General features: G+C 56.9%; 26 protein-coding genes. 13 read left to right on the top strand and 13 right to left on the bottom strand.

Translation table 11 applies throughout. From position 1 onward, the window contains the following. Positions 1-3: 3 nt before the first annotated feature. The 4 genes from rph to ACR0MI_RS04985 are packed head-to-tail and all read left to right on the top strand — an operon-like array spanning position 4 to position 2829. On the top strand, positions 4-717 hold the full coding sequence (rph, locus tag ACR0MI_RS05000) for a ribonuclease PH (protein WP_170612743.1): 714 nt from the start codon (positions 4-6) through the stop codon (positions 715-717). After that, positions 714-1328, top strand: coding sequence for an RdgB/HAM1 family non-canonical purine NTP pyrophosphatase (rdgB, locus tag ACR0MI_RS04995; protein ID WP_170612745.1), 615 nt, complete (start codon positions 714-716; stop codon positions 1326-1328). The genes rph and rdgB overlap by 4 nt, the downstream gene beginning before the upstream one ends. Then, positions 1318-2472 carry a radical SAM family heme chaperone HemW gene (gene hemW, locus ACR0MI_RS04990; protein ID WP_170816851.1) on the top strand — a complete coding sequence of 385 codons (1155 nt, stop codon included), beginning with the start codon at positions 1318-1320 and terminating at the stop codon, positions 2470-2472. The genes rdgB and hemW overlap by 11 nt, the downstream gene beginning before the upstream one ends. A 3-nt stretch (positions 2473-2475) precedes the next feature. Next, positions 2476-2829 (top strand): YbaN family protein, encoded by a 354-nt coding sequence (locus ACR0MI_RS04985; protein ID WP_170612749.1) that lies wholly within the window; start codon positions 2476-2478, stop codon positions 2827-2829. Here ACR0MI_RS04985 and ACR0MI_RS04980 read toward each other — a convergent pair. From ACR0MI_RS04980 to ACR0MI_RS04950, 7 genes are all read right to left on the bottom strand, one after another. Continuing rightward, entirely contained in the window at positions 2819-3712 is an 894-nt protein-coding gene (locus tag ACR0MI_RS04980; RefSeq protein WP_480853799.1) for a ParB/RepB/Spo0J family partition protein, read from the bottom strand. The genes ACR0MI_RS04985 and ACR0MI_RS04980 overlap by 11 nt on opposite strands. Before the next feature lie 20 nt (positions 3713-3732). Beyond that, entirely contained in the window at positions 3733-4536 is an 804-nt protein-coding gene (locus ACR0MI_RS04975) for an AAA family ATPase (RefSeq protein ID WP_170612753.1), read from the bottom strand. Next, a complete protein-coding gene (rsmG, locus tag ACR0MI_RS04970; protein WP_170612755.1) occupies positions 4529-5149 on the bottom strand; it encodes a 16S rRNA (guanine(527)-N(7))-methyltransferase RsmG in 621 nt (206 codons plus the stop codon). The genes ACR0MI_RS04975 and rsmG overlap by 8 nt, the downstream gene beginning before the upstream one ends. Beyond that, a complete protein-coding gene (gene mnmG / locus ACR0MI_RS04965) occupies positions 5146-7014 on the bottom strand; it encodes a tRNA uridine-5-carboxymethylaminomethyl(34) synthesis enzyme MnmG (RefSeq protein ID WP_170619059.1) in 1869 nt (622 codons plus the stop codon). Before mnmG ends, rsmG begins: the two co-directional genes overlap by 4 nt. Positions 7015-7026: 12 nt before the next feature. Beyond that, a complete protein-coding gene (mnmE, locus tag ACR0MI_RS04960; RefSeq protein WP_170816850.1) occupies positions 7027-8313 on the bottom strand; it encodes a tRNA uridine-5-carboxymethylaminomethyl(34) synthesis GTPase MnmE in 1287 nt (428 codons plus the stop codon). A gap of 30 nt (positions 8314-8343) precedes the next feature. Further along, complete coding sequence (rho, locus tag ACR0MI_RS04955; protein ID WP_170619061.1) at positions 8344-9615, bottom strand: transcription termination factor Rho; 1272 nt, start codon at positions 9613-9615, stop codon at positions 8344-8346. Positions 9616-9737: 122 nt separating this feature from the next. Beyond that, positions 9738-10187 carry a CopD family protein gene (locus ACR0MI_RS04950; RefSeq protein ID WP_170612763.1) on the bottom strand — a complete coding sequence of 150 codons (450 nt, stop codon included), beginning with the start codon at positions 10185-10187 and terminating at the stop codon, positions 9738-9740. A gap of 404 nt (positions 10188-10591) precedes the next feature. Between ACR0MI_RS04950 and ACR0MI_RS04945 the strand changes: the two genes are divergently transcribed. Genes ACR0MI_RS04945 through dnaQ form a run of 4 tightly spaced genes read left to right on the top strand, consistent with a single transcriptional unit; the run spans position 10592 to position 13326 of the window. After that, positions 10592-11191, top strand: coding sequence for a nucleoside triphosphate pyrophosphatase (locus ACR0MI_RS04945; RefSeq protein ID WP_170612765.1), 600 nt, complete (start codon positions 10592-10594; stop codon positions 11189-11191). Continuing rightward, positions 11188-12021, top strand: coding sequence for a shikimate dehydrogenase (locus tag ACR0MI_RS04940; RefSeq protein WP_170816849.1), 834 nt, complete (start codon positions 11188-11190; stop codon positions 12019-12021). The genes ACR0MI_RS04945 and ACR0MI_RS04940 overlap by 4 nt, the downstream gene beginning before the upstream one ends. After that, the gene (gene coaE / locus ACR0MI_RS04935) at positions 12018-12611 is read left to right on the top strand and encodes a dephospho-CoA kinase (RefSeq protein ID WP_170816848.1); all 594 of its coding nucleotides are present in this window, start codon (positions 12018-12020) and stop codon (positions 12609-12611) included. Before ACR0MI_RS04940 ends, coaE begins: the two co-directional genes overlap by 4 nt. Then, complete coding sequence (dnaQ, locus tag ACR0MI_RS04930) at positions 12604-13326, top strand: DNA polymerase III subunit epsilon (protein WP_170816847.1); 723 nt, start codon at positions 12604-12606, stop codon at positions 13324-13326. Before coaE ends, dnaQ begins: the two co-directional genes overlap by 8 nt. A gap of 27 nt (positions 13327-13353) precedes the next feature. Here dnaQ and secB read toward each other — a convergent pair whose 3' ends face one another. Then, a complete protein-coding gene (gene secB, locus ACR0MI_RS04925) occupies positions 13354-13851 on the bottom strand; it encodes a protein-export chaperone SecB (RefSeq protein WP_170680123.1) in 498 nt (165 codons plus the stop codon). Positions 13852-13905: 54 nt separating this feature from the next. After that, on the bottom strand, positions 13906-14406 hold the full coding sequence (locus tag ACR0MI_RS04920) for an FxsA family protein (RefSeq protein ID WP_170816846.1): 501 nt from the start codon (positions 14404-14406) through the stop codon (positions 13906-13908). A 108-nt stretch (positions 14407-14514) separates the two neighbouring features. Between ACR0MI_RS04920 and ACR0MI_RS04915 the strand changes: the two genes are divergently transcribed. Genes ACR0MI_RS04915 through ACR0MI_RS04905 form a run of 3 tightly spaced genes read left to right on the top strand, consistent with a single transcriptional unit; the run spans position 14515 to position 16795 of the window. Continuing rightward, positions 14515-15171 (top strand): Tim44/TimA family putative adaptor protein, encoded by a 657-nt coding sequence (locus ACR0MI_RS04915; RefSeq protein WP_170612777.1) that lies wholly within the window; start codon positions 14515-14517, stop codon positions 15169-15171. After that, entirely contained in the window at positions 15168-16208 is a 1041-nt protein-coding gene (gene mltA, locus ACR0MI_RS04910) for a murein transglycosylase A (protein ID WP_170612779.1), read from the top strand. Before ACR0MI_RS04915 ends, mltA begins: the two co-directional genes overlap by 4 nt. Next, the gene (locus tag ACR0MI_RS04905) at positions 16208-16795 is read left to right on the top strand and encodes a Smr/MutS family protein (protein WP_170612781.1); all 588 of its coding nucleotides are present in this window, start codon (positions 16208-16210) and stop codon (positions 16793-16795) included. The genes mltA and ACR0MI_RS04905 overlap by 1 nt, the downstream gene beginning before the upstream one ends. Here the strand turns inward: ACR0MI_RS04905 and ACR0MI_RS04900 are convergent. From ACR0MI_RS04900 to hslU, 3 genes are all read right to left on the bottom strand, one after another. Then, positions 16792-18012 carry an MFS transporter gene (locus tag ACR0MI_RS04900; RefSeq protein WP_480440962.1) on the bottom strand — a complete coding sequence of 407 codons (1221 nt, stop codon included), beginning with the start codon at positions 18010-18012 and terminating at the stop codon, positions 16792-16794. The genes ACR0MI_RS04905 and ACR0MI_RS04900 overlap by 4 nt on opposite strands. Then, positions 18009-19109, bottom strand: coding sequence for an alpha/beta hydrolase (locus ACR0MI_RS04895; RefSeq protein ID WP_480853788.1), 1101 nt, complete (start codon positions 19107-19109; stop codon positions 18009-18011). The genes ACR0MI_RS04900 and ACR0MI_RS04895 overlap by 4 nt, the downstream gene beginning before the upstream one ends. A gap of 96 nt (positions 19110-19205) precedes the next feature. After that, a complete protein-coding gene (gene hslU, locus ACR0MI_RS04890; RefSeq protein ID WP_170612785.1) occupies positions 19206-20513 on the bottom strand; it encodes an ATP-dependent protease ATPase subunit HslU in 1308 nt (435 codons plus the stop codon). 199 nt (positions 20514-20712) lie between these two features. Between hslU and ACR0MI_RS04885 the strand changes: the two genes are divergently transcribed. Together ACR0MI_RS04885 and ACR0MI_RS04880 are read left to right on the top strand one after the other, a co-directional pair. Continuing rightward, positions 20713-21114: a DM13 domain-containing protein gene (locus ACR0MI_RS04885; RefSeq protein WP_170612787.1), complete on the top strand. Its 402-nt coding sequence runs from the start codon at positions 20713-20715 to the stop codon at positions 21112-21114. Positions 21115-21230: 116 nt separating this feature from the next. Continuing rightward, a complete protein-coding gene (locus ACR0MI_RS04880) occupies positions 21231-22472 on the top strand; it encodes an MFS transporter (protein WP_170612789.1) in 1242 nt (413 codons plus the stop codon). Here the strand turns inward: ACR0MI_RS04880 and hslV are convergent. Further along, positions 22464-23021 (bottom strand): ATP-dependent protease subunit HslV, encoded by a 558-nt coding sequence (gene hslV, locus ACR0MI_RS04875; protein WP_170612791.1) that lies wholly within the window; start codon positions 23019-23021, stop codon positions 22464-22466. The genes ACR0MI_RS04880 and hslV overlap by 9 nt on opposite strands. Positions 23022-23075 lie beyond the last annotated feature (54 nt).

Here is a 23075-nt window from a genome sequence, read left to right as displayed (position 1 = left end):
TCAATGCGACCCTCTGGACGTGATCTAAACGAAATGCGCCCGGTTTCAATTGAAACGGGCTTTACCAAACATGCCGAAGGTTCCTGTCTGATCAAGATGGGCGATACCCATGTATTGTGTACCGCCACGATCGAGGATCGTGTGCCGCCCTTTATCAAAGGCTCGGGCCTTGGCTGGGTCACAGCCGAATACGGCATGCTGCCCCGCGCGACCAATACAAGAATGCGGCGCGAGGCGGCATCGGGCAAGCAAGGCGGACGCACCGTGGAAATCCAGCGCCTGATCGGCCGCGCCCTGCGCGCCGGTGTGGATCGGGTTGCACTGGGCGAACGTCAGATCACCGTGGACTGCGATGTGATCCAGGCCGATGGCGGCACTCGCTGCGCTTCGATCACCGGTGGATGGGTTGCCTTGCGTTTGGCAGTCAACAAACTGATGAAAACTGGCGATGTGATCTCGGACCCCTTGGTGGACCCTGTTGCAGCAGTTTCTTGCGGTATTTATGCAGGCCAGCCGGTACTGGATCTGGACTACCCCGAGGACAGCGAAGCCGGCGTCGATGGCAACTTTATCATGACCGGGTCGGGCAAACTGATTGAAGTACAGATGAGTGCCGAAGGGTCCGTCTTTAGCCGCACTCAGATGGACCAGCTTATGGATTTGGCGGAAAAGGGCGTGGCGGAATTGGCTGCAGCGCAAAAGGCCGCCGCCGCATGACCCGCAAGTTCGACGGCGACAGGCTGCTGGTGGCCACGCATAACAAAGGCAAGCTCGAGGAGATGGCGCATCTTCTCGAACCCTTTGGAGTGTCCGTCGTGGGCGCCGGTGAAATGGATCTTCCCGAACCGGAAGAAACCGAGGACACGTTCGTCGGCAATGCCCGGATCAAGGCTCATGCCGCTGCCAAGGCCACCGGCCTGCCTGCCCTGTCGGACGATTCCGGAATTACTATCGACGCGCTGGACGGCGCGCCGGGCGTCTACACCGCCGATTGGGCCGAAACCGGCAACGGACGCGACTTCGTCATGGCGATGACCCGCGCGCATAACGAGCTGGAGGAAATAAACGCGCCCTACCCTAGGACCGCGCAATTCCGCAGCACGCTGGTTCTGGCCTGGCCCGACGGACATGATGAAGTGTTCGAAGGTATCGCACCCGGCCACCTGGTCTGGCCCATCCGTGGCGAAGGCGGATTTGGGTATGACCCGATGTTTGTCCCCGACGGATACGACATTACTTTTGCCGAAATGGACCGTTGGGAAAAGAACAAGATCAGCCATCGTGGGCGCGCGGTGGAGATGTTCGTGAAAGGCTGCTTTGGCGGATGATTGGCGCAACGGGGGCTTTGGCCTGTATGTGCATTGGCCTTTTTGCGAGGCCAAATGCCCCTATTGTGACTTCAACAGCCATGTTTCCAGAAATATCGATCAAAAACAATGGTTTGAAGCGTTTCTTGCTGAGCTGGCCCGCTCGGCCGCCGAAACGCCAGGCCGGGTTCTGAACACGATCTTCTTTGGCGGCGGAACACCATCTTTGATGGCGCCGGAAACCGTTGCTGGTGTGATCGAGCAGGCGCGCAGCCTGTGGCGCCCGTCTAACAGCCTTGAAATTACACTGGAAGCCAATCCCGGTTCGGTCGAGGCCGGACGCTTTGCCGCCTATCGTGACGCCGGGGTCAATCGCATTTCGATGGGCATTCAGGCCCTGAACGATGATGATCTGCGCCGTTTGGGACGCATTCACACAGTGGCCGAAGCGCAAGCGGCGTTCGACATTGCCCGTCATTGTTTTGACCGCGTCAGCTTCGACCTGATCTATGCCCGCCAGCACCAAACGCTGGAGGCGTGGAAATCGGAGTTGACCGAAGCACTGAATATGGCGGTGGACCACCTGTCGCTTTATCAACTGACAATCGAAGAAGGCACGGCTTTCGGTGACCGCTATGCAGTCGGCAAACTGCGCGGGCTTCCGGAAGATGACAGTGCGGCAGACATGTATCTGGCCACGCAGGAGATTTGCGAAGCTCATGGTCTGCCGGCATACGAGATTTCAAATCATGCCCGCACAGACGCGGAATCCCGACACAACCTTATATACTGGCGGTACGGAGATTACGTCGGCATTGGCCCCGGTGCACATGGGCGCCTGACGCTATCTGGGCAAAAGATGGCGACAGAAACCTATTTGTCTCCGACCAGGTGGCTGACGGCTGCTTTGAGCGGCAATGGCGAAAAGCCCCGTACCGTCCTGTCATCAAAAGATCAGGCAAATGAATACCTTTTGATGGGGATGCGCATTGCCGAGGGGCTGGACATGGACCGGTTCGCAATCCTTTCCAAAGCCCCGTTGAATCCGGACAAATTGGATGAGCTCGAGTCCTACGGGATGATCAGACGTGATCAAAACCGACTTTTTGCAACCAAAGACGGTCGCGCGGTGCTGAACGCCGTGATCCGCGAATTGTTGGAGTAGCGCATGCAGTTTCTTTGGGCCGGACTGGGGTTGCTATGCGTGGCACTGGCGGTTGTAGGGATTGTCCTGCCGTTGCTTCCAACGGTGCCGTTCTTGCTGCTTGCAGCGTTTTTCTTCGCGCGCTCCTCATCCCGGTTGCACAATTGGCTGATCACCCACAGAACCTTTGGCCCGATGATCCTTGATTGGCAAAGTTCCGGTGCGATCCGCCCGGCAGCAAAAAAGGCGGCAACCTTGTCAGTTGCCGCCGTGTTTGGATTGTCTGTTCTGCTTTCCCTGCCAGCCCATGTCCTGATCATTCAGGCCCTGGTTCTGGGCGGCGTAATGGGTTTTATTTGGACCCGACCTAACGGCTGAGCTTGGCGCACAAATCGTCCAACTGATCCAGGTTTTCATAGGTTAAGACAACCTGGCCCGATTCTGTTCCGGCCTTGTGACTGATGGACACCTTCATCGCAAGGATTGCCGAAAGATCCTTTTCCAGCGCTCTGGTATCCGCATCCTTACCCGCATCCAGATTTCTGGCTCTGGGTGTCGTTGTTGCCGGACCGTTCTGCTTCTTTTTGACCAAAGCTTCGGTTGCCCGTACAGACAACCCATCTCGGACGACAATCTTCGCCAATTCAGACGGGTTTTCGGCCGTGATAAGCGCCCTCGCATGTCCTGCGGATAATTTCCCTTCAATAACAAGGGTTTGAACGTCAATTGGCAGAGACAGAAGGCGGAGTAGGTTGGCTATGTGGCTGCGGCTTTTGCCCAGGGCTTCTGCAAGCTTTTCCTGCGTGTGACCAAAGCGGTCCATCAACTGTTTATAGCCAGCGGCCTCTTCCACCGCGTTCAGATCAGCGCGCTGGATGTTTTCAATGATGGCAACTTCCAGAACCTCGGTATCGTCAAAGTCCCGAACAATGACCGGGATGTCGTGCAGCTGCGCCATCTGTGCGGCCCGCCAGCGTCGCTCCCCCGCCACGATCTCATACTCGCTACCATTGATCTGGCGCACGATCAGCGGCTGGATGATGCCCTTTACTTTTACCGACGCCGCAAGTTCATCCAATTGATCGGTTGAGAAAGTCCGGCGTGGCTGGTTCGGGTTCGCACGCAGTTTTTCGATCGGAACCTTGAGATCAGGGCGGCGGGATTCAGAAAAGCCGCGCCCATCTGTTTCAGTTGCGACATCAGCCATAAGGGCCGACAATCCCCGCCCCAATCCCCGGGATTTTGTTTTTTTGACGTTCACGTCGGCCTCCTCACTGCTACCTAGGCGGCGGCTCTGTTATTTTTTTGCATGACTTCCCGGGCCAGATGACGGTAGGCCATCGCCCCCAGAGACCCCGAGTCGTACTGCAAGACCGGCAACGCATAAGACGGCGCTTCGCTGACCCGAACATTTCTGGGTATCTTGGTTTTAAATACCATCTCACCCAGATTGTCACGCGCGTCTTTTTCAACCTGGCGGGACAAGTTGTTGCGGTTGTCATACATGGTCAACACAACACCTTCGATTCTCAGGTCCGGATTTGCGGTCTGGCGAACCTCTCGAATAGTCAGCATCAACTGAGACAGCCCCTCAAGTGCGAAGAACTCGCTTTGCAACGGAACCAGCACCGAATGGGCCGCAACCATGGCGTTGACCGTCAGCAAATTCAGGGACGGCGGGCAATCGATCAGCACATAGTCCAACTCAAATTTGTCAATTGCGGTCTGACGTAGCGCATCGTGAAGCAGATAGCTGCGTTTTTCATTTGAAATAAGCTCAATGTCGGCTGAACTCAGATCGACAGTGGCTGGGACAACAAAAAGCCCGTCGATTTCCGTTTCCTGAACCACCGCCTCCAGCGGAGCATCGTCAAGAATCAGGTCATAGGTCGTCCAGTCGCGGTCCTCGACGCCCAGACCGGTCGACGCGTTCCCCTGCGGATCAAGGTCCACAACCAGAACTTTGCACCCCGCTTCGGCGAGGCCTGCCGCTAAGTTGATCGCTGTTGTGGTTTTCCCTACCCCACCCTTCTGATTGGCAACCGCAATTATCCGAGGCCCTTCCGGGCGAGACAGATCAACCACGTGATACTCCTTTGACCTTAAGGATAACGGCTTGGGGTTCGGTTAAACTTCTAATTGGCTCAACATCAAAATTCCATTCCTCACGCGCTTCTTCCAGTTCTTTTTTCCAGTTGGCGCCTTTTGGGAACAGCGCTACGCCGGAATCCGCTAAATGCCTGTCGCAGAACGACAATAGTTTGCTCAGATCGGCCAATGCCCTGGCGGATAGTACATCTGCCCCGGCAGGTTCCGCCAACTCAATCCGCTTGGAAACTACAGTGCAATTTGCCCCGCACTCCCGGGCTACATTTCGCAAGAAAGCCGATTTTCGCTGATCGCTTTCCAGGAAAGTAAATCTGGTATCAGGTGCTTCATCAATGGCCATAAGTGCGCAAACCATGCCCGGGAAGCCCCCTCCGCTGCCCAGATCCACCCAATGCCCAAAGCTCTCGACACAACGGAATACCTGCACGGAATCCAGGATGTGGCGTGTCCAGATCTCCGAAAGACTGTTTTTCGAAACAAGGTTGATCTTAGGGTTCCAGCGATTCACCAAATCTACGTAGGTCTCAAACCGAGCAAATGTTTCACGTGAAACATTCAGCCCGTCAAACAAGGCAAACTCTGAGTTCATGCTTTCCGGGCTTTCAGGCCGCGCCTTAGTTTTGCAAGAACCAGTGCCAGAGCGGCAGGAGTAACGCCTTCGACCCGGCTGGCCTGTGCAATATTTTCGGGCCTTGCTGACGAGAGTTTTTGCTTCATCTCGGAAGAAAGCCCATCCATCCCGAAATAATCGAAATCTCGTGGGATTTCATAGGATTCATCCCGCTTCATAGCTTCGACATCCCTTTGCTGGCGCGCGATATAATTCGCATAAAGCGCGTCTCGCTCGACCTGCAACCGAATTTCATCTTCGACCTGTTCAAGATCCGGAAGTAGCGGGATCAAATCCTGAAAACTGACATCTGGGAAGGCAAGGATTGCCATTCCATCCCTGCGGTTTCCGTCCTGGTTGACATTGATTCCTGCTGCCCGCACTTCCTTTGGCGTGAAGCTTTGTTCTTTCAGGCGAGATTTAGCCTGATCCAGCTTTTTAACCTTTTCTTCAAACTGGTTTTTTCGATGTTCATCAATACAGCCCAGTTTTATTCCGATTGGCGTCAACCGTTGATCTGCATTGTCAGCACGAAGGGACAGTCTGAATTCTGCCCGGGATGTAAACATTCGATAGGGTTCTGCCACACCACGCGTTGTCAGATCGTCGATCATGACACCGATATAGCTGTCGGCCCTTGTAAAGTGAACCGGATCCCGCCCTTGCGCTTCCAATGCCGCATTCAGACCTGCGACCATACCTTGTGCCGCCGCCTCCTCATATCCTGTGGTACCGTTGATCTGACCGGCAAGATATAGTCCCGGTACATCAGGCAAAGACAGTGAACTCGTCAGAACACGTGGATCCACGTAGTCATATTCGATCGCGTATCCAGGTTGCAGTATTTCAGCGGCTTCAAGTCCCTTTATGGACCGCACATAGGCCAGTTGAACATCCTGAGGCAGAGATGTCGAAATTCCATTCGGGTAGATTGTGTGGTCGTTCACACCTTCTGGTTCAAGGAAAACCTGATGGGAATCCTTGTCCGCAAACCTAACGATTTTGTCTTCGATCGACGGGCAATATCTGGGCCCAACACCGTCTATGTGACCGCCATACATTGCCGATCGGGACAGGTTGTTTTGAATTATCTCGTGGGTACGTTCGTTGGTATGGGTGATCCCGCATGAAATCTGTGGAGCAGCAGCCCTTTTTGTCTGAAACGAAAAGAATGTTGGATCCTCATCGCCCTTTTGCTCATCCAGTCCCGACCAATCGATGGTTCTGCCGTCCAATCGCGGTGGTGTCCCGGTTTTGAGACGTGACATCGGAAGATCAAATCCGTCCAGGCGCTCCGCCAGTTTCACCGATGGTCGGTCCCCCATCCGACCTCCGGGCTTTGACACATCTCCGATATGTATCACGCCCCGAAGGAAAGTGCCTGAGGTCAGAATAACAGTTTTCGCGTGAATCTCTGATGAATCAGCCAGTTGAACTCCGGCAACTCGTGATCCATCCATCAGGAAGTCGACGACTTCCCCGGTAATCACGGACAGGTTTTCCTGTCTTTTCGTCGTCGCTTGCATGGCGGACCGATACAACGCGCGGTCAGCCTGTGTTCGGGGGCCCTGCACGGCCGGACCCTTGCGGCGATTAAGCAGGCGAAATTGAATACCAGCCTGATCGGCGACCTGACCCATGACGCCGCCCAGGGCATCAATTTCCCGAACCAGATGCCCCTTGCCCAGCCCGCCGATTGCCGGATTGCAGGACATTACCCCGATATCCGTTTCAGACAAGGTGACCAATGCGGTGGCGGCACCCAACCGGGCTGCGGCATGTGCGGCTTCGGTTCCGGCGTGACCGGCACCAATTACGACGACATCAAACATTGAATGTTTCACGTGAAACACTCCCTACTTACCAAGGCAGAAGCTGGAGAATATTTCATCCAACAGGCTTTCTACATCTATTCTGCCGACCAGTGATTCAAGGGCGCGTATGGCTGAGCGTAGTTCCTCGGCTGCGATATCATACAGATCCGGGCCTGATTCAAGAACGCTTGTTGCGTCGGACAAGGATTGCAGAGCTTTGTTCAGCGATACACGGTGCCGTTCGCGCGTGGCGATACCATGGCTGGTAGATCGATGCGCCAAGACACACGATATCTGGGAGATTAGCTGATCTATCCCTTCCCCGGTTCTCCCTGATATTCCACCTTTAGAATGTGAACGCAGGTCGGATTTAGGAAAGACCTGGATATCTCCTTCGCTCATAGGAACACCCAGATCTTGCGGAGAATCAGCTAAAAATACTCGCAAATCAGCAGCTTCGGCGCGTTTTCGGGCCAGTTCGATTCCTAGGCTTTCAACGTGATCCTCGGTTTCGCGCAACCCGGCTGTGTCCAACAATGTGACAGGCAGCCCGGCAAGGTCCATGCGAACCTCAATCACATCACGGGTTGTTCCGGCAAATTCCGAGGTTATTGCAGCTTCCCGCCCGGCCAAGGCATTTAGCAGAGTGGATTTACCTGCATTCGGCAAACCGACGATGGCCACTTCAAATCCTGTTCGGATTCGTTCGGCTATTTTTACGCCTTCCGCTTCTAGGCGCAGGTCATCCATGACACCCGATACAAGCGACCGCACCTCAGGCGTAACATCTGTCGGCACGTCTTCATCGGCAAAATCGATAACCGCCTCCAACAAGGACGCGGCGCGGATAAGGTCACGACGCCAGCGCTCGGCCAGAACACCCAATTCACCGGCCAAAATCGTTTGCGCCTGTTTACGCTGAGCTTCGGTCTCCGCGTCAATCAGATCGGCCAGACCTTCGACTTGCGTCAAATCCATCTTGCCGTTTTCCAACGCTCTGCGCGTAAACTCTCCGGGTTCAGCCAGCCGCAGATCTTCCATGTCAGACAGACAGCGCAAAACGGCGTTCACTGAAGCCGTACTGCCATGGATCTGCAGCTCAGCCACATCTTCGCCGGTAAAGCTGGCCGGTCCTTCGAAGGTCAGGACAAGGCCATCATCCAACCGCCCACCGTCCTGCGCATACAGGGATCGGAGGTGCATGCCGCGGGAAGGCAATGTACCGCGGGTCAGTTCTGCCACAGCCTTATGCGCCCGTGGACCAGAGAGGCGGATAACCGCCACCCCTGCTTTGCCTTGCGCGCTGGCCAAGGCGAATATCGTATCCATTCGAAGGCCTCGCGTCGGTTTAGACCTGTGTCAGGTATTCATCGAGTCGAAGAACTCGCCATTTGTCTTGGTCTGCTTCAACTTCGACAACAGGAATTCGATCGCGTCGGTGGTGCCCATCGGGTTGAGGATTCGGCGCAGAACGAAGGTCTTCGCCAGATCACCCTTGTCGACCAGCAGGTCCTCTTTCCGAGTACCCGACTTGAGGATGTCGATCGCCGGGAACACGCGCTTGTCTGCGATCTTGCGATCCAGAACGATCTCCGAGTTGCCTGTACCTTTGAATTCTTCAAAGATAACCTCGTCCATCCGGCTGCCGGTATCGATCAGGGCGGTTGCGATGATGGTCAGCGAACCACCCTCTTCAATGTTCCGCGCCGCACCAAAGAATCGCTTGGGACGTTGCAGAGCATTTGCATCCACACCACCGGTCAGAACTTTACCTGAGGATGGCACTACTGTGTTAAATGCCCTACCAAGTCTTGTGATCGAGTCGAGAAGAATAACAACATCTCGTTTATGTTCGACCAGACGCTTTGCTTTTTCGATCACCATTTCCGAAACAGCCACGTGGCGCGTCGCCGGTTCGTCAAAGGTCGAGGACACAACCTCACCCTTCACCGAGCGCTGCATATCGGTCACTTCTTCCGGGCGTTCATCGATCAGCAGGACGATCAGGTAGCACTCCGGGTGGTTCTGTTCGATCGAATGCGCAATGTTCTGCAGGATCACCGTCTTACCGGTGCGCGGCGGTGCGACGATCAGCGAACGCTGGCCTTTACCAATTGGCGAAACCAGGTCGATGACACGCGCCGATTTGTCCTTGATGGTGGGATCTTCGATTTCCATCTTCAGACGCTCATCCGGATACAGCGGCGTCAGGTTGTCGAACAGGATTTTGTGCTTGGCCTTCTCAGGATCTTCGAAGTTGATCTTGGTGACCTTGGTCAGCGCAAAATAACGTTCGTTCTCATCTGGTGCCTTGATCTCGCCTTCAACCGTGTCCCCGGTCCGCAGTGAGTGCAGGCGGATCATGTCAGGCGAGACATAGATATCGTCCGGACCCGGCAGATAGTTTGCCTCGGGCGAGCGCAGGAAGCCGAATCCGTCCTGCAGCACTTCAAGCACGCCATCACCGCCAACGGTCCAGCCATCATCCGCGCGTTCGCGCAGAATCTGGAACATCATCTCGCCTTTCCGCATGGTCGAGGCGTTTTCAATCTCCAGTTCTTCGGCCATCGCCAGAAGATCTTTGGGGCTTTTGGCTTTCAGGTCAGCCAGATTCAGGGCTTCAGTTGTCATGATATATACCTTCACCGCTGGCATCGCGGCACGAAGTGGAATTTCAGTACGGAAGATACGCCGCCCGGACGGGCGTGTTGATCCCTACATAAGCGCGACGGCTGGCGGAGTCAAACAGGCCTTCAGAACTTCAGAATGACCGCCAGAACGATGGCAACCATCAAAACGGTCGGTACCTCGTTCATCATGCGATACTGGCGCCCTGTGAGCTTGTTTCGGCCTTCAAGAAAGTCCTTTCGACGTGCCATCAGCCAGTGATGGAACCAGGTCATACCGATCACCGCTGCGCCTTTGACCCAGGGCCAGGACCAATCCCAGCCGACGATACCCGGAGTAAACACCATGATCAGGCCACAGGCCCAGGCTACGATCATTGCCGGGCGCATGATGACCCGTAACAGCTTTTCTTCCATTTCAAAGAAAATCTGTTCAGCCCCGTCGACGGATTGCGCCTTTTCCACGTGATAGACGAACAGTCTGGGCAAATAGAACAAACCTGCCATCCAAGAAATCACGGCCATGATATGTAAAGACTTCACCCACGGGTAAATCGTGAAAAGAAGATCGGTCATTCTGGCTCCGGGCGTTGCTCGGAACTCTCCCTAATAAAAAAATAAGAAAAGAGAAAGGATGATGGTTTTGTAGGGCGAATAGAATCCGTGGATTACTTTTTTACCCTTCACTTTTCCCCAGGTGGATAGAGTTGACCGCGATGCCGATGATCTTGTTAGCGTAATAATTTATCAATTAAATTCATATGGTTAGTATACTATTCCGCGATCTTCACTGTGGATAACTCGATGACCAACTGGGGACATCGTGGTTTTCCCGATTTCCAAAGTTATTCTTGTCCTGCTTTGACAGTTTTCGGGCGACTCGGGGAAGATCCGCGCCGAAATCGCAGGGTTGCGTGTCAACCTGAAAACCATACAAAACGTCCCAGATCACTCAACGCTTTGCCCACGGGGTTTTCCACATGCCTGTCCCCATCATACTCGCTTCGGGCTCGGCCATCCGGGCACAACTTCTGGAGAACGCAGGTGTCCCGTTTTCCGTTCAGGTCGCGCGTGTAGATGAAGACAGCATGAAACGCGCGCTGCTGGCGGAAGAGGCATCACCGCGCGATATTGCTGATGCGCTGGCCGAAATGAAGGCGCGAAAAATCAGCGACAAGAATCCGGGGGCCATGGTTCTGGGATGCGATCAGGTTCTGGACTTCGAAGGCCGTTTGTTGTCCAAGCCGGAGACGCCTGAAGACGCACTGGCCCAGTTGAAGGCGATGCGGGGGAAACGGCACATGTTGCTGTCGGCTGCCGTCATTTATCAAAACGGGGAACCGATCTGGCGACATGTGGGGCAGGTCCGTCTGCGGATGCGGGCCAGTTCTGATGCCTATCTGAAGGATTATGTGGCGCGCAATTGGGACAGCATCCGATACGCCGTAGGTGCCTATAAGCTGGAAGAAGAAGGCGCGCGGCTGTTCGCCACCATTGACGGCGACTATTTTAACGTCTTGGGTATGCCCTTGTTGGAGTTGCTCAATTATCTGGCTGTAAAAGGGGTGATCGATCAATGACGGAACATCGTATTCCTCTGGCCGGGGTGATCGGGCACCCGGTGGCGCATTCCCGGTCGCCCAAGCTGCACGGTCATTGGCTACAGACCTATGGTCTGGCCGGGCATTATGTTCCCATGGATGTCGCGCCCGCGGATCTGGAAACTGTTTTGCGGAGTTTGCCGAAAGCCGGGTTTGTGGGTGCGAATGTAACGGTTCCGCATAAAGAAGCCGCACTGCGTCTGGCCGATCATGTGTCTGACCGGGCTTCGGTCATCGGGGCAGCGAATACGCTTGTGTTTCGCGACGATGGCTCGATCCATGCCGATAACACAGACGGGTATGGCTTTATGGAGAACCTGCGCGCAGGCGCGTCCGACTGGAACCCGCAGGACGGGCCGGCCGTTGTCTTTGGTGCCGGTGGTGCAGCACGCGCCATTCTGTCCGCCCTGGCGGATGCTGGCGTCCCCGAGATTCTGCTGACCAACCGAACCCGCACTCGTGCCGATCATCTGAAAGAAGAGTTCGGCCAGCGCATTACCGTGATTGACTGGGTGCAGGCTGGAAATGTCATTGAAGAGGCCGAGCTAGTGGTGAACACAACCTCGCTGGGAATGCAGGGTCAGCCCGAATTGCGCGTGCCGCTGGATGGCTTGCAGCCCGGCACCGTGGTGAATGATCTGGTCTACGCCCCGCTGCGCACCCGATTGCTGCAACAGGCTGAAGAAGCCGGATGCACAACGGTGGACGGTCTGGGCATGCTGTTGCATCAGGCGGTTCCGGGGTTTGAGCGCTGGTTCGGAGTGCGCCCCGAGGTCACCGCAGAAACCCGCGCGGCGGCCCTGGCATGAGTTTTGCCCTTGGCCTGACCGGCTCGATCGGCATGGGCAAAAGCACGACGGCGCAGATGTTCGTGGCCGAAGGCTGCGGGCTGTGGGACGCGGACGCGGCAGTCCACCAGCTTTATTCCGCAGGTGGGGCGGCAGTTGCGCCGATGGCTGCTGTGTTTCCCGAGGCTGTCCTTGACGGCGCTGTCAGCCGGGATGCGTTGAAACGGATCATCACCTCTGATCCCTCCGTTCTGAAAACCATAGAGAGCATAGTGCACCCGCTGGTTGCTGCGGATCGAGCCAGGTTCCGGGAAACCGCGACCGAGGATATTCTGGTGTTCGACATTCCGCTTCTGTTCGAAACGGGCGGAAACGTCGCGATGGATGCCGTTGCCTGTGTCTCGATACCGGCCGAGGAACAAAAACGCCGCGTGATGGCCCGCGCAACAATTTCCGAAGCGCAATTCGAGCAAATTCGCGCCAAGCAGATGCCGAATGAAGAAAAATGTGCGCGGTCGGATTTCGTGATTGTCACCGATACGCTGGACCATGCCCGCGCGCAGGTGCAGGATGTGGTCAGGCAGATCAGGGCAGGACTGGCAAATGCGTGAGATCGTTCTCGATACCGAAACCACGGGCTTTGATCCCGAAAGCGGCGACCGGATCGTGGAAATTGGCGCGGTCGAGCTGTGGAATCACGTCGCGACGGGCGAAACCTATCATGTCTACATCAACCCCCAGCGCTCGATGCCGGAAGAGGCATTTGGTGTGCACGGGATCGGTCCAGATTTGCTGGAACCGCCCCGCCCGCCAGAAAAAGGCCAGGTGACGCTTAAGGACAAACCTGTATTCGCCAAGGTTGGCCAGGGATTCCGCGATTTTGTTGGCGATGCGCGACTGGTGATCCACAACGCATCCTTCGATATGAAATTCCTGAACGCCGAACTGGGCTGGATGGGCCTGGCCCCGATTCCGATGGATCAGGCGCTTGATACGCTGGCCATTGCACGAAAGCGGTTTCCGGGCTCGCCCGCCTCGCTGGATGCGCTGTGCCGCAGGTTCGGCATCGACAACTCGAACCGTGTTCTGCATGGCGCTCTGCTCGACTCGGAGATTCTGGCGGAGGTGTATCTGGAACTGATCGGCGGGCGGCAACCCGATTTCGGCCTGTCGGCGTCTACCGCAAATGCCTCCGGAGGCAGCGAGGATTGGCGTCCGGCGCCGCGCGCAACCCCGCTTGCGCCGCGGATCACCGAAGATGAACGCGCCGCACATCAGGAATTTCTAGAAAAACTGGGCGAAAATGCCCTTTGGACCCGCGCCTGAACCAATGTCCGGCGCGGGTCAGATTTATCAGGCTTCGGCCTTCTGGGCTTCGGCCTGGCGGCGCATCAACTCGTTACGGTAGAGGCCGACAAAGTCGATTGTGTCCAGGTTGACCGGCGGGAAACCACCGTCGCGGGTGATGTCGCTGACAACGCGGCGCAGGAACGGGAACAGCATCCGCGGACATTCGATCATCAGGAACGGGTGCAATTGATCCTCGGGCACACCTTCCACGTGGAACAGTCCGCAATAGTCGATTTCGCACAGGAACAGGATGTCTTCCATGCCCTTGGCTTTCGAGGTCAGGTTCAGCTTGATCGAAACCTCGAACTGGTGGTCTGCCGGGCGCTTTTTCGCGTCCAGATTAACCTGTACGGCAATCTCGGGCTGCACATCGCCGGATACACCCTTTTGCGCCATCACGTTTTCAAAGGACATATCGCGGATGAATTGCCCCAGAACCCGCATCTGAACCTGCGGGGCGGTTTGTGCCGCAGCGTTGTCTGCGGCTTTTTCTTCGGCCATGGATCTACTCCAAAATTTAATTTCGCCACTGCTTATCAAGTTGGGCGCGGCACCTCAATGCTCGTGCGGACCATCCACCCATTTCGACGGTTTTGTTGGTTCTTTGCGGGGATGAACCTCGGTAAATTCGCCATCGATCACGTCATCCTGACCAAAGGGATCATTGCGCTGGTGAAATTGTGCACCGGTGCCCATCTGAAAATGCGTCACCGTTACTTTGGATTTCAGATACCGGAACACGGCAACCCTTACGCCGGGGATAAGCAGCGCAAAGCCCACGGCATCGGTAAAAAAGCCGGGCGTCAGCAACAATACGCCTGACAGAATGATCATGGCGCCATGGGCCAGGGGTTCGGTCGGGTCGTCGAGATTGTTGAATGTTCTCTGTAATTCACCCAGCGCCATGCGGCCTTGCGTCCGCACCAAAGCGGTGCCCAGAAAGGCTGTCAGGACAACGATTGCAAGTGTCGGCCAAAGTCCGATCAGACCGCCAACCTGAATGAACAGGGCAATCTCGATGATCGGCACCAACAGAAATGCCAGAAACAGATACATTTTCGTCATCCTTTCGCGTGCGCAGGGCAGTGGACTTGCCCTAAACTGTCACCTACATAGTGACATGAGGCCGCGTATACAAAGTCGCGGTTCTGAAAAGAGGATGAAATGAACGAACCCATGATCCAGCTGCTGGTCCTGGCCGGAATTGCCGTTTTCCTGATCCTGCGCCTGAAAAGCGTTCTGGGTACGCGTGAAGGTTTCGAGAAACCTCCTCTGCAGCAGCCCGGTTCCAACAAGGCACGCCGCGATTTTGAAGTGATCGACGGCGGCCCGGATCATGACATCACCGACCACGTTCCCGAAGACAGCGAGCAGGCCCAGACACTGGCCGCGATGAAACGGATCGAGCCCGGATTTTCCGTCACCGAATTCGTGCAGGGTGCACGCGGCGCTTACGAGATGATCGTAATGGGGTTCGAAAAGGGCAACCTGGACGAAATCCAGCCTTTCCTGTCGGAAGAGGTCTTTGACACTTTCGTTTCCGTTGTGGCCGACCGCGAAGACCGGGGCTTGACCATCGAAGCCGAATTCATCGGTGTGCGTGAAACCGCGCTGGCCGATGCCCATTTCGACAAGGACACCAATCAGGCCGAGATCACCATGAAGTTTGTGGGTGAACTGACTTCGGTGGTGCGGGATCGTGGCGGGGACATCATCGAAGGTAGCCCCAACACGGTCAAACGCCAGAAGGACAGCTGGACCTTTGCTCGTGTCATGGGCTCGGATGATCCGAACTGGCTGCTTGTCGCCACGGACGCATGATTGCCACGCTCCGGTCGCTCTTACTGGTGGGCGCGATGACCGCCGCCAGCGCCGCCGGAGCCGAGGCGACGCGATCTATACTGTCATTCGACGATCTGGATGGCTGGGCCGCCGACGATCACGGGGCGGCCCTTTCGGTTTTTCTGAACACCTGCAACGATCTGAATGACCCGGACTGGCGGGCCTTGTGCGGCGTGGCCCAGACTTATTCCCCTGACGCAGCCCGGGCCTTCTTTGAACTGTTCTTTCGCCCTGTCCTTGTCGAAGACGGCAAGGAGGCTTTGTTCACCGGGTATTTCGAGCCGGAACTGGACGGGTCCAGAACCCGATCGGATCGGTTCAGATATCCGCTATATAAAATTCCGCCCGAGGCACGCGCTGCCGACAAATGGCTGAGCCGCCGCGAAATCCTGACGGGCGAGGCCATGGCGGGGCGCGGGCTTGAGATTGCGTGGGTCGACGATCCGGTTGAACTGTTCTTTCTTCAGATTCAGGGCTCGGGGCGAATTCGTCTGCCCGATGGCAGCGCCTTGCGCGTCGGATATGGCGGCGCGAACGGCCACCCCTATCGGTCGATCGGGGTCGAGCTAATCAGGCGCGGTGTTCTTGGCGCACACGAGGTCAGCGCCCAGATGATCCGGGCCTGGGTACGCAAGAACCCCGAGGCTGGTGCGGAACTGCTGTTTCACAACCCGTCCTATGTGTTCTTCCGCGAAGTTACACGGGTCGCTCCTGACCGGGGTCCGCTGGGTGCCATGAACCGATCGGTCACGACCATGCGCAGTATTGCGACGGACCCAGCCTATACGCCGTTGGGGGCACCAGTCTGGTTGGAAAAGGATGGGGCAAATCCGCTGCGCCGCCTGATGATCGCGCAGGACACTGGTGCGGCCATCAAGGGCGCGCAGCGCGCCGATATCTTTTTCGGAACCGGCGACACCGCCGGTCAGGCTGCAGGGAGGCTGAAGGATCCGGGCCGCATGGTTGTGTTGCTGCCAATTCAGCGCGCTTATGCCATGTCGCCGGATGAGTTCTGATGTCCCGCCGAAAGCTGACTGCAGAAGAGGTGGAATTGTGGCGAAAGGTCGCGAAACGGGCCGAGCGTTTGCACCCCGAGATTCCGCAGACGATCCACCCGACCGTTTTGCCGAAACCCAAGCCGAACCGGCAGCCAAAACCGCGATTTGACGAGTTTGAACTGGGGCAGAAAGCAACAACAAAGCCGGCGCAACATGCCCTGAAACCCGCAATTGGAGACAGTCTGCGGGCAAGTCCTGTGCAGATGGACACCAAGGCCTTTGCGCGAATGAAGCGCGGCAAGCTGAAGCCGGAAGGCAAGCTGGACCTGCACGGAATGCGCGTAGACACGGCACATCCGGCTCTGGTGCGGTTTGTTCTGACCGCGCAGGCATCAGGCAAGCGTCTAGTTCTGGTTGTCACCGGCAAAGGGAAAGACAGGGATGAGCCCGGACCGATCCCGACGCCGCGGGGTGTCCTGCGCAATCAGGTTCCGCAATGGCTGTCTTTGCCGCCACTGGCGCAGGCCGTCCTTCAGATAACACCCGCCCATATCAGCCACGGGGGCGACGGAGCCTATTACGTGTATCTGCGCCGAACGCGTTAAAGTGTGCGTGCGGCTTGTGTGATACCGATCCAAGTTACCCCGCAGACCAGAATGAAAAACCCTCCGATCCAGAGAAACTGGGTCGCAAGCGGAATGCCGGTATCAATCAGAATGCCCGTCAGTCCGGGGCCGATGGCCGACCCAAGCACCATGATCGCTGTTGCCAGTGCCTTGATCGCACCGATGTGGCGCGTTCCGTAAAACTCGGCCCAGAATGCGCTGGGCAGCGTGCTGTTGGCCCCGACGGTCAGCGCCAGAAGGACCAGACCGGTCAGGGCGCCTCCAATCGAACCGGTGAAGGACAGAACAAGAAACCCCAGCGCTATGGGCAACTGGTAAAACGGCATTATGCGCGTCGTACCCCATTTGTCCAACGCCCAGCCCGCCGCAAACATAGACAGCACGCCGACTGCGGTGAAGACCGGGAACAGGGCCACCAGTTCGATATGAAGCCAGCCTTTGACCTCGGCCAGATGAACCTGATGAAAAAAGAAGGCCGTGATGAAGGCGGACGGACCCAACAATGCAGGTGCCATGAACCAGAACAGCGGATGCAAAAGCGCGTCCCGGCGGGTCCAGTGGCGGCCCTGCATGCCGGTGGCGGTATATTCACTGGCCAGACTTTGAGGTGTTCGTTCCTGGCGTAGCAGTCGGATCAGGATCGGTATTCCGAACGCAGAGACGGCAGCGCAAACCAACCACAGTGTTCGCCAGTCGAAATGGGCCATTGCGGCGACAAAGATCAGGGGCAAAAGCGCTTCGCCGATGGAAAACCCGACCGAGGCGATGGCAAGCGCCCTGCCCCGCGTTGCGGTAAACCATCGCGCCATGGCGACCAGCGCCAGATGGGTGCTCATCCCCTGTCCAAACAGGCGGAGAAGGAAAACGACCAATGGCAGCAGAACAACCAACTCGTTCAGCGCCATCGCCGCTGTCGCAACCGCCAGCCCCGTCAGAACCGCCGGGCCCAGCGCCCGCACGCGAAAAATATCGGTTAGCCCTCCGGCCCAGACCATCACCACCGCAGACATCAGGGTACCCAGCGAATAGAGGCTTCCCCATGCACCGTGACTCAGGCCGAATTCGGACCGGATCTGGCCCGAGAAGATCGAGATAAAGAAGGTCTGTCCGAAACTCGACAGAAAGGTCAGCAGCGCCCCCGCGCTCAGCCAGCTTGCGTTCTGGACAAGATACCGACGCAGGCCGCCCGGGTTCACGGAGTCGTAACCTCGGCCTGCCCTGTTTCTGTCAGGACTATTTCGGTTGCACCGTCCGGGTTCCGCTGGCTTGGCGGGACAAGGATGTCGATAGCCGGCCTATCTTCCGGCCCGAACGTGTTGTTGACACGTCTGAGCGAGCTGAGGATCGCCAGCAACGCCGGAGAGGTCGCGGCCACGAAATGCGATGATTCCGCATCGCTGTTGAATGCGGTGGTGTCGATCACGCTGATCGGAAATTCTTCAAGACTGTCGATCGAGCTGATGTTGCCCAACCGCTCACCCTCATCCGTTCCGCGCAAACGGGCCGAGATGTTCAGAATCCTGTCCTTTTGCGAAACCATGACGAGAAACGGATCCGGCGGGGACTTGATCCGCTCCATCTGCGAGCGGAACAGATCCACGTCCAGATCCGGTGAAATCAGAACCACGCCTTCCAGGTTCCTCTTGGCCCAGCCCGGTTCCTGCAACTCGGCCTGACGCATCATCTCCATTGTCAGGGCGCTTCCCATGGAATGCGCGACCAGAATGACCCGCTTGACCCCCATTGATTTCAAAGAGCGAATGGTCTGTTCCAGCCCGTCACGGGCGAACAGCATGCTGTCCAGATCATAGGCATAGCCAATGCCTGTCGCACGGCTGGGCCATGAATAGACCAGAGTGTTTCCGGGCAGGCCGATATCGTGGGACAGTTGTGCGGCCCGAAACAAGGTCTCGGTCTGGGTCGAGTTGTATCCGTGCACAAAAATTGTGACGTCTTCTTTGCCGCGCAAATGGGTTTTCAGGTCCTGCGGCCCATCCAGTTCGGTGACGTTCGCCAACACGAACTCTTTCTCCGGATTTGGGTTGGCGTAGGAGAACTTCAGGGTTCCCGGGGTGTGATTTGGCGGAATCGACACCGTGGTTTCCAGGTAGCGCAAGGATTCGCCGCGACGGAACCCATATGATCCATTCGCCTCTTTGGCGCGGGTCGTGGTTGCCAGAATCGTTTTGGGCGTGCCGACAACCGCAGCCGAAGGCACGATTTCAGACACCGTCCTGTCGACACAGGCGCTGAGTGAAAGACAGGCAAGCAGCAGGATCAGATGGCGCAACACGGACAATCCCCGGATCAGGTTTGCGCCAAGCTATCGAATTCTCGCCCCACGTCCAGCGGCGCGGGGTAGAAGAAAGGCAAAATCCGGCTGAGCGTGTTACAAAACGTAACGGCTGAGATCGGTGGATTTGGTCAGTTCACCCAGATTGCTGCTGACAAATTCCGCGTCGACCGTGATTTCCGTTCCGGCCTTGTCGGGGGCGGCGAAAGACAATTCTTCGAACACGCGTTCCATCACGGTGTACAGCCGCCGCGCACCGATGTTTTCGACGCTCTGGTTCACATCCGCCGCAATGCGGGCAAGCGCCGCGATGCCATCTTCGCTGAACCGGACAGTGACATCCTCGGTCCCCATCAGCGCGGTATACTGAAGGGTCAGGGCGTTGTCGGTTTCAGTCAGGATGCGCACAAAGTCTTCTTCCGTCAGGGCGCGCAGTTCGACCCTGATCGGCAGACGCCCCTGAAGTTCCGGCAACAGGTCCGAGGGCTTGGCGATGTGGAACGCCCCGGAGGCGATAAACAGGATGTGGTCTGTTTTGACGGGGCCATGCTTGGTGGATACGGTTGTGCCTTCGATCAAAGGCAAGAGGTCCCGCTGAACCCCTTCCCGGCTGACATCAGCGCCGCGTGCGTCAGAGCGGGCGCAAACCTTGTCGATCTCATCCAGAAATACGATGCCGTTCTGTTCGACGGATTCCAGCGCCACGCGGTTGACGGTTTCATCATCCAGCAGCTTGTCGGCCTCTTCCCCGATCAGAGCGTCATAGCTTTCTGCGACAGTCATCTTGCGTTTGACCGTGCGCCCGCCAAAGGCCTTGCCGAAGATGTCTCCCAGGTTCATCATCCCCATCTGGCTGCCGGGTTGGCCGGGAATGTCGAACATCGGCATCGGGCTCGAGGTGTCCGAGAGTTCCAGCTCGATCACCGTATCGTCCAGCTCACCGGATTTTAGTTTTTTGCGAAACATCTCGCGCGTGCCTTCGCGGGCGTCTTCCCCGGCTATGGCGGCGATGACCCGGTCCTCGGCGGCCTGATGGGCGCGCGCCTTGACGTCCTCCCGCATGAATTCGCGGGTTTGCAGGATGGCGGCGTCCGCCAGATCCCGCACGATCTGTTCTACGTCGCGCCCGACATAGCCAACCTCGGTGAACTTGGTGGCTTCGACCTTGATGAAAGGCGCGCGGGCCAGTTTGGCCAGACGACGGCTGATCTCGGTCTTGCCGACGCCGGTGGGGCCGATCATCAGGATGTTCTTCGGATAGACCTCGTCCCGGATGTCGTCAGGCAACTGCTTGCGCCGCCAGCGGTTTCGCAGCGCGACGGCAACCGCGCGTTTGGCATCCTTCTGGCCAATGATGAAGCGGTCCAGTTCCGAGACAATCTCGCGCGGGGTCAGGTCGGTCATATGCACTCAATCCGTTTGTTTCGAAGCGGAACCTAATCATAAGGCGCGAAAACACAAGCCGATCACGAAAACATCACGCCAACACACGGCGCGCACACAGAAATTCGTCCCGAAGTGATTGGAGTATGCGGCGAGGCCTGCGGCATAACGGACAACATCGGGCAAACCAGTCCGTGTCTACCAATGGAGAAAACTCATCATGATGACTCGTCGCTCGCTCTTTGTGAAAGCCGCTGCAGCCGGCGCGGTACTGACATTGACCAGTGCCAATGTCGCCTTGGCTGGCGGTGCCAAAAAGAAAGGCACGTTCGAGGGCCGTTCGAAGCACATCACCTCGGGTTCGGTGAAGCTGGTCAAGAATGGAGACCGCTACATTGTCGAACTGGGCGACGATTTCTCGCTGGATGGCGGGCCCGACCCGCGTGTCGCTTTCGGCAAGGACGGATCATATGATCCTGACAGCAAGCTGGGTGCGCTGCTGAACCTGACCGGCAAACAATCCTATGCCGTTCCGCCGACCATGGACGTTTCCGGCTACAACGAAGTTTACATCTGGTGTGAGGTCGCGGGCGTGCCGTTGGGCGTGGCGTCACTGAACTGATCCGCGCGCGATCAGGACTGCCGGGGGCCGGGTAAAATCCGGCCTTTTGCATGGTGTTAGGTGTCAGGACACCTGTCTGCTACACTCACCCCATTTGAAGAAACGGGGCGGGTTGCATGACGAAGATTGCCAAAATCACTTTGTTGTTTGTTGTATTTGTAGATCTGATCGGACAGGGACTGGTCTTTCCCATCATCAACTCGCTGATCATGGAGACGAAGTCCGGGTTTCTGCCGGAAAATACGCCGGTCGGTCGGCGGCATTTCTACTATGGTCTGGTGATTGGCTGCTTTTTCCTGTCCTGGTTTCTGGGCGTTGTCTACGTGTCCAAAGTCTCGGATTCGATCGGGCGCAAGAACGCATTGCTGGTTTGTTTGAGCGGAGCGCTAGCGGGGTACGCCATCACCATCGCAGCGCTTTACCTCAACAGTTTGCTGCTTCTGATTGCCGGCCGGTCGATCACCGGCTTTACTGCCGGAAACCAGCCCATTGCACAGGCGGCAATGATTGATGGCAGTACGGATGCGGCGGATCGGGACCGCAACATGGGCTATATCGTGACCGGAGTCAGCTTTGGTTTGGTGGGCGGCCCGATTATTGGTGCGGTTCTTTCGGATGCTGCTCTGTTGGGTGGTGCGGCCACACTCAAAACGCCGTTCTATGGAGCCTTCGTTCTGGTGTTGATCGCGATTTTCCTGGTGCTGTTCTATTTCAAGGACACAAGAACCGAACGCACGGCGTTTGTTTTCCGTCCCCGTGACGTCACCGACAGCCTGATTGCAGTCCGCGGGCATCCCATGGTGCTGAAGATCCTGCCGGTCTATTCGTTCTTCATGATTGCCAACGTCACGTTCTATGTGTTCGTGGATAATTTCCTGACCAGCGCTTTCGGCTACGGCGTGATTGGCGGCAGTATGGCGATGGTGGTTATCGGCTTCGCGCTGGCGTTCTCAAGCACGTTCCTTGTGAAACCAGCACAGGAGAGATTCAGCAAACACAGCATTATCTACACATCGCTTGTGGTCATGATCATCTGCGGCATTGCCTTTGCGTTCAGCCCAAGCGGTGTATTCAGCTATGTGCCAGTGTTCTTCTTCTACTTCCTGTTCGGCGTGGCCTATCCGACCATGCTGGGCCTATTCTCTTCATCGGTCAGCGAAACGGATCAGGGCTGGGTCATGGGCGTGACCACCGCAGTATTCTGCCTGGCCGGAGGGATCATGTCCCTGGTTGGCGGCGGCTTGATGAGCATCGACATCCGCGTGCCCTATTACATCGTGGTCATTGCTGCGATACTGGGCCTGATCGGAATGCACCGCCGCTGGAAGGGGAAAGAGATCTCAGCCCTGTTAGCCTGAGATCGTTTCAACAGTCAGCTTGCCGTTGGTGTACACACAAATGTCCGCCGCAATCGCCATGGATTGCCGGGCGATGTCTTCCGCCGACTTGTCGCTGTCCATCATCGCGCGCGCAGCGGCCAGAGCGAAATTTCCGCCTGATCCAATGGCTGCCACGTTGTGTTCAGGCTCAAGCACATCCCCTGCCCCGGTGATCACGAACAGATCCTTGCCGTCGGTGACAATCAGCATCGCCTCGAGCTTTTGCAGATATTTGTCTGTCCGCCAGTCCTTGGCAAGCTCGACCGAGGCGCGCGCCAGCTGGCCCGGCGTCGCCTCAAGCTTGGTCTCCAGCCGCTCGAGCAGGGTAAAGGCATCTGCGGTGGAACCGGCAAAGCCTGCAACAATCTCGAACCCGCCGGGCGACAGACGACGCACCTTGCGGGCCGTTCCCTTGATCACAGTCTGCCCCAGGCTGACCTGCCCGTCACCGGCAATGACAACCTTTCCGCCCTTTTTGACGCCGATGATCGTTGTGCCGTGCCATCCGGGAAAGTCGCTGTCCGCCATGAAAGTCTCCGTTTGTTGTCCGGGCTCATATATGGGCTGCGCTGATGTTATGCG

This window comes from Ruegeria sp. D4 (assembly GCF_056534475.1).
Note: the sequence above shows the minus strand (reverse complement) of the source record. Positions and strands in the feature narration are given on the sequence as shown.